Genomic DNA, 4,662 nt, shown 5'->3' with positions numbered 1-4,662 from the left:
CTGTCGTGGGAGGCTGTCGCGCACAGGGTGCGCTCCCACAGCTTCGGCCAATTGAAAAAAAGCCCGCCTTTCGGCGGGCTCTTTGCCGCGACGCGCAAGCGCCTCAGAGGATATAGACGAACATGAAGAGGCCGAGCCACACCACGTCGACGAAGTGCCAGTACCAGGCCACGGCTTCGAATGCGAAGTGATGATCCTTGCTGAAGTGGCCCTTGGCCACGCGCAGCCAGATGATCGCCAACATGATCGTGCCCAACGTCACGTGCATGCCGTGGAAACCGGTGAGCATGAAGAAGGTCGAACCGTAGACGCCGCTCTGCAGCGTCAGGTTGAGCTCCTTGTAGGCCTCCATGTACTCGTGCGCCTGGAAGTACAGGAACGTTGCGCCGAGCAGCACGGTGAGCGCCAGGAACACCAGGATCTTGCCGCGATGGCCGACCTTCAGCGCGTGGTGCGCGATGGTGACGGTCACGCTGGAGGTCAGCAGGATCAGCGTGTTCAGCAGCGGCAGGCCCCACGGCGCCACGGTCTGGAATTCGCCGCCGATGCGCTCCGGGCCGCCGCCACCGCTGGCGCCCCACGAAGCGGCGTAGTCGTTCCACAGGAACTGGTGGGTGAGCACGCCATGGCCTTCGCCGCCAAGCCACGGCACGGCGAACATGCGGGCATAGAACAGCGCACCGAAGAAGGCGCCGAAGAACATCACTTCGGAGAAGATGAACCACATCATGCCCATGCGGAACGAGCGGTCCACCTGGCTGTTGTAGCTGCCGGCGAGCGATTCGCGGATCACCGAGCGGAACCAGCCGAAGAACATCAGCAGGATGCCGACGAAGCCGATGCTGATCACGGTCTTGCCGAAGCTGGCCTCGCCCGGAGGCGCGTTGAGCCAATGCGCGGCACCAAGCACGGTGACGAACATGACGACCGCGGCCACGATGGGCCAATAGCTCTTGGTCGGTACGAAATAAGCGCCTTGCTGCTGACCCATGGTGCGACCCCGTGGATATCTCTTGTTTGCTTCCACTCCCGCGTTGGCGGGAGCTACAACCCGGACTGCCTCACCGGCACCCCGGAGTAATACTGCGGCGGATCCGCGTCAGGAGTACTTCAACCCTTGCAACAACGACAGCAGGAAGATGCCGATGGCGATCGCGCCGAACACCGTGACGGTGCGTCGCACGCCCTTCTTGCGTACTTCCTCGATCGTTGCCTTCGACTGGTTCATCCGACTCGTTTCCGTCCGCTCCGGCACGAAGCCGGAGCGGTAAAGCCTTGCATCAATCTTCGACGTGGCCGTGGGCCAGTTCTTCGTCGTGGATCACCGGCGGCAGCTCGAAGGTATGGAACGGCGCCGGCGACGGCACGGTCCACTCCAGGCCCTTCGCACCTTCCCACACGCGATCCGGTGCCTTCTTCTTCGAGAACCACACCGCGTGGATGATCACGCCCACGAAGATCAGCTGCGAGGCGCCGAACAGGAAGCCGCCGATCGAACTGATCATGTTGAAGTTGGCGAACGCGACGTTGTAGTCCGGGATGCGGCGCGGCATGCCGGCCAGGCCCAGGAAGTGCTGTGGGAAGAACAGCACGTTCACCCAGATCACGCTGTTCCAGAAGTGCATCTTGCCCCAGAACTCGCTGTACATGTGGCCGGTCCACTTCGGCAGCCAGTAGTACGTGCCGGCGATGATCGCGAAGATCGCACCGGTCACCAGCACGTAGTGGAAGTGCGCCACCACGAAGTACGAGTCGTGGTACTGGAAGTCGGCCGGGGCCAACGCCAGCATCAGGCCGGAGAAGCCACCGATGGTGAACAGGATGACGAACGCGATGGCGAACAGCATCGGCGTTTCGAACGTCATCGAGCCGCCCCACATGGTGCTGACCCAGTTGAACACCTTCACGCCCGTCGGCACGGCGATCAGCATGGTCGCGTACATGAAGAAGATCTCGCCGCCCAGCGGCAGGCCCACGGCGAACATGTGGTGCGCCCACACGATGAACGACAGGAAGGCGATCGAAGCGATCGCGAACACCATCGCCTTGTAACCAAAGATCGGCTTGCGCGCGAAGGTCGGGATGATCTCGGACACCAGGCCAAAGGCCGGCAGGATCATGATGTAGACCTCGGGGTGGCCGAAGAACCAGAAGATGTGCTGGAACAGCACCGGGTCGCCACCGCCAGCCGCATTGAAGAAGCTGGTGCCGAAGTACTTGTCGGTGAGCAGCATGGTCACCGCACCCGCCAGCACCGGCATCACCGCGATCAACAGGAACGCCGTGATCAGCCAGCTCCACACGAACACCGGCATCTTGAGCAGGTCCATGCCCGGCGCGCGCATGTTGAGGATGGTCGCGATGATGTTGATCGCACCCATGATCGAGCTGATGCCCATCAAGTGGACGGCGAACACCAGGTAGGCCACCGAGTCACCCTGCAGCGACAGCGGCGGGTACATGGTCCAGCCGCCGGCCGGGCCACCGCCCGGCAGGAACAGCGTGGACAGCAGCAGCGCGAACGCGAACGGCAGGATCCAGAACGACAGGTTGTTCATGCGCGGCAGCGCCATGTCCGGCGCACCGATCATCAACGGGATCATCCAGTTGCCGAGGCCCACGAAGGCCGGCATCACGGCGCCGAAGATCATGACCAGCGCATGCATCGTGGTCATTTCGTTGAAGAAGTACGGCTGCACGAGCTGCAGGCCGGGCTTGAACAACTCCGCGCGAATGACCATCGCGAAGCTGCCGCCGATGAAGAACATCAGCAGCGAGAACACCAGGTACAGCGTGCCGATGTCCTTGTGGTTGGTCGACATGCACCAACGCACGAAGAAATTGCTGGGCGCGCCGTGATGATCGTCGTGGTGATCGTGGGTGGCTGCGTGGGCCATGCCTTACACCTCTACCTCAATGCGGAAACAGTGGACGGACTGATTGCTCAGCCCTGGTGGCCCTGGGAAACAGGTGCGTCGGTGGCCTGGGCCGTGGCGGGTGCTGCGGCGGTGGAAGCGGCAGCCGGCGCCGGCTGCTTGGCCTGCGCCTCCTGCTCGGCCAACCACTTCTCGAACTCGGCCTTCGGCAGCGCCTTCACCACGATCGGCATGAAGCCGTGGTCCTGGCCGCACAGCTCGGCGCACTGGCCGCGGTACTCGCCGGGTTCGGTGATGTTGGTCCAGGCGGCGTTGACGATGCCCGGGATGGCATCCATCTTCCAGCCCAGCGCCGGCACCCACCAGGAGTGGATCACGTCGCCCGCGGTGATCACGAAGCGGATCTTGGTGCCGACCGGCACCACCAGCGGCTTGTCCACGTTGATCAGGTAGGTGTTGTAGCCATCGACCTTCACGGCGTTGGGATCAAGGCCCGAGTTGAGCTGGCGGGTCTCGTCGCTCTCGTGGTCGAGCTTGGACATGAAGCCGACCTTCTCGATCGCCTTGCCCTTGTAGTCGACGTAGTCGTAGCGCCACTTCCACTGGTAACCCGTGACCTTGACGGTCATCTCGGAGCCGGTGGTGTCGGCGAAGGTGCGCAGGCCGCCCGTCGCGAGGTAGGCCAGCACGATGAGGATGATCACCGGGATGGTGGTCCACACGATCTCGAGCATCGTGTTGTGCGACCACTTCTCGGCCACCGCGCCGCGCGATTTGCGGAAGCGGAACATGGCGATGAACATCGCGCCGAACACCAGGATGCCGATGACGACGCAGACGCCCAGGGCGACGTTGTTGAGGAAATACGCCTCGGGCGACCACTCGCTCGCGCCGCGCGTCATGTTCAACTGTCCTGGCTGCGGATTGGCGAATGCCGCGCCGCCGAACATTGCGAGAGCGAAGAGCGCGCATGCCGCGACTGCTCGCTTGATACTGCCAGGCCTGATGCCGCCAGATGTCATGTCTTGCACCTTTGTTGAACCTACTTGCGCCGCTGTTGGTTGAGCTCCGCCAGCAACACCTTGAGTTTCCTTGACAGCTCGGCGCGTTCCTCTTCCCCGAGAAAAGCCCCGATTTCCAGCTCCTTTCCGTGCGACGTCAGCAACAGACGATCTCTCCCGTGACCGGCCTGCAGCTGTACGCGCACCCAATACGTCTGAAAGCGCGCACTGCGCCGACCTGGCAGGGATTGCACCTCCAGCGACGATTCGTCGAGGGTGATGCGCTCGCTGCGGTCGCCGGCCCGCCAGGCCACGCCAAGGGCGATAGCCACCGCGGAAGACTCGACCAACGCAAACAGCGGAGCGAAGACATTCCCCTGCCACGCCCCCAGCACGGCCGTCGTCAGTGCCAGCGCCGCCAGAACTCCGATCAATCGACGCAGGTCGCGACGGCTGAGGGCACGATTGGGCTTGAGCCACATGGTCGCGCACGGCAAGCCGGCAGCAGCTGGTCGAAGCACGATCATGAGAACCCGGCGTGCCTGGAACCTGGGCATGATAGGCCGCGACGGCATCGATGAGCAAGAATGCCGCACCCCCTTGATTTGAAGCGGGGATGAATGGGGCGCTTCGTGCAGTGCCAACGCCTCGAGCGCTTTTCGACGGCTTTCGCGACGCAGCGGAACCCCCGCGCTTTTTTTCGCTCGTCATTCCGGCGCAGGCCGGAATCCAGTGCGTATGAGATCGGCTATCGCCATGGTCTCGCTGTGCCAATACCGACAGAT

At 63.1% G+C, this 4,662-nt stretch carries 5 protein-coding genes; all 5 read right to left on the bottom strand.

All coding sequences use genetic code 11. The features are described 5' to 3' along the window. Positions 1–103: 103 nt before the first annotated feature. The 5 genes from JMF82_RS21570 to JMF82_RS21555 all read right to left on the bottom strand — a co-directional run bounded on the left by JMF82_RS21570 (position 104) and on the right by JMF82_RS21555 (position 4,404). Positions 104–991 carry a cytochrome c oxidase subunit 3 gene (locus tag JMF82_RS21570; RefSeq protein WP_201316576.1) on the bottom strand — a complete coding sequence of 296 codons (888 nt, stop codon included), beginning with the start codon at positions 989–991 and terminating at the stop codon, positions 104–106. A gap of 108 nt (positions 992–1,099) precedes the next feature. Then, positions 1,100–1,228 carry a hypothetical protein gene (locus JMF82_RS22180; protein ID WP_255560173.1) on the bottom strand — a complete coding sequence of 43 codons (129 nt, stop codon included), beginning with the start codon at positions 1,226–1,228 and terminating at the stop codon, positions 1,100–1,102. Between the two features lie 52 nt (positions 1,229–1,280). After that, complete coding sequence (gene ctaD, locus JMF82_RS21565) at positions 1,281–2,897, bottom strand: cytochrome c oxidase subunit I (protein WP_201316575.1); 1,617 nt, start codon at positions 2,895–2,897, stop codon at positions 1,281–1,283. A 47-nt stretch (positions 2,898–2,944) separates the two neighbouring features. Next, positions 2,945–3,898, bottom strand: a complete 954-nt coding sequence (gene coxB / locus JMF82_RS21560; protein WP_201316574.1) for a cytochrome c oxidase subunit II — start codon at positions 3,896–3,898, stop codon at positions 2,945–2,947. A gap of 20 nt (positions 3,899–3,918) precedes the next feature. Next, on the bottom strand, positions 3,919–4,404 hold the full coding sequence (locus JMF82_RS21555; protein WP_307838002.1) for a DUF2244 domain-containing protein: 486 nt from the start codon (positions 4,402–4,404) through the stop codon (positions 3,919–3,921). Between the last annotated feature and the right edge of the window lie 258 nt (positions 4,405–4,662).

The sequence above is a fragment of the Dyella sp. EPa41 genome (genome assembly GCF_016586165.1).
Taxonomy (GTDB): domain Bacteria; phylum Pseudomonadota; class Gammaproteobacteria; order Xanthomonadales; family Rhodanobacteraceae; genus Dyella.
The sequence above is the reverse complement of the archived record's forward strand: the minus strand, read 5'-3'. Positions and strand labels throughout refer to the sequence as shown.

What these genes read in the sequence shown, in the direction of transcription:
- JMF82_RS21570 (WP_201316576.1), bottom strand. Translation starts at nt 991, where the DNA reads ATGGGTCAGCAGCAAGGCGCTTATTTCGTACCGACCAAGAGCTATTGG.
- JMF82_RS22180 (WP_255560173.1), bottom strand. Translation starts at nt 1,228, where the DNA reads ATGAACCAGTCGAAGGCAACGATCGAGGAAGTACGCAAGAAGGGCGTG.
- ctaD (WP_201316575.1), bottom strand. Translation starts at nt 2,897, where the DNA reads ATGGCCCACGCAGCCACCCACGATCACCACGACGATCATCACGGCGCG.
- coxB (WP_201316574.1), bottom strand. Translation starts at nt 3,898, where the DNA reads ATGACATCTGGCGGCATCAGGCCTGGCAGTATCAAGCGAGCAGTCGCG.
- JMF82_RS21555 (WP_307838002.1), bottom strand. Translation starts at nt 4,404, where the DNA reads ATGATCGTGCTTCGACCAGCTGCTGCCGGCTTGCCGTGCGCGACCATG.